Origin of the sequence: Vibrio sp. Vb1337 (assembly GCF_033338715.1) — a bacterium.
GTDB classification, from domain to species: domain Bacteria; phylum Pseudomonadota; class Gammaproteobacteria; order Enterobacterales; family Vibrionaceae; genus Vibrio; species Vibrio alginolyticus.
This window is the reverse complement of sequence record NZ_JAWOTD010000284.1, coordinates 1-1,030: the sequence shown is the minus strand read 5'-3', so window position 1 is coordinate 1,030 and position 1,030 is coordinate 1. Positions and strand designations below refer to the sequence as shown.

The window sequence follows — 1,030 nt, the reverse complement described above, 5'->3', positions numbered from 1 at the left end:
CGAAGTAGCTATCGAAACTGCACCTCGCATCGAAGGTGGTCAACACCTAAACGTGAACGTTCTTAAACGTGAAACGCTAGAAGATGCAGTTGCTCACCCAGAAAAATACCCACAGCTAACAATCCGTGTTTCTGGTTACGCAGTACGCTTCAACTCGCTAACGCCAGAACAACAACGTGATGTTATCGCTCGTACATTTACTGAGTCTCTATAATAGAGTACGCTCAGGTAAGGTTTAAAAACTGCGCTCAATGAGCGCCGTTTTTTATGTTCGATTTCTGCCCGAGACCAGCCCTATAAAAACAAAAAGGCGGAGACAATGCTCCACCTTTTAGCGCACATTCAGTTTTGGTTACTGAACGCGACGTAATACTGTTTTTAGTGCATCAAAATCCGCATCAAGATCTTCAGACAACAACTCCATCGCAGCATGTTTAGCTAGTGGTGCAGGCAATTCGATATCCGTCTGAAGAATATCATCTACAACCTCTTTGAACTTCGCTGGGTGCGCAGTACACAAGAACAGACCCGTTTCACCTTCTTGCAGTTGCTCTTCCAATACGCGGTAAGCAATCGCACCGTGTGGCTCACATAGGTAGCCTAATGCGTACAAGTCTTTTACTGATTGTGCGCTTTGCTCATCAGATACTGCGCCTTTACCTAGTGTCTCTAGACCCCACTCTTTCACACGGCACAGCTCTTCGATACGCGGCCAGTTGTTCGGTTGGCTCACGTCCATCGCATTTGAAGTGGTTGCAACCGTTGGTTTTGGCTCCCATTTACCCGTTTCGAGGTAACGAGGCACCGTGTCATTCGCGTTGGTAGCAGCAATAAAACGTTTGACAGGTAAACCTAGCGCTTTTGCTAATAGACCTGCTGTTAGGTTACCAAAGTTACCGCTTGGTACAGAAACCACGAGGTTTTCACGCTCTTGCTTACTCATTTGCGCCGCAGCTTCAAAGTAGTAACAGATTTGCGCCATCAAACGGCTGATGTTGATTGAGTTTGCAGAGTTCAGACCGATCTCTTC

At 46.7% G+C, this 1,030-nt stretch carries 2 protein-coding genes; one reads left to right on the top strand and one right to left on the bottom strand.

All coding sequences use genetic code 11. The features are described from left to right. On the top strand, nt 1–214 hold a 214-nt coding region (locus R7E42_RS25660), incomplete at its 5' end, for an autonomous glycyl radical cofactor GrcA (protein ID WP_318073336.1). Between the two features lie 138 nt (nt 215–352). Here the strand turns inward: R7E42_RS25660 and thrC are convergent. Next, nucleotides 353–1,030: threonine synthase (thrC, locus tag R7E42_RS25655; RefSeq protein ID WP_318073335.1), on the bottom strand; the 678-nt coding region annotated here is incomplete at its 5' end.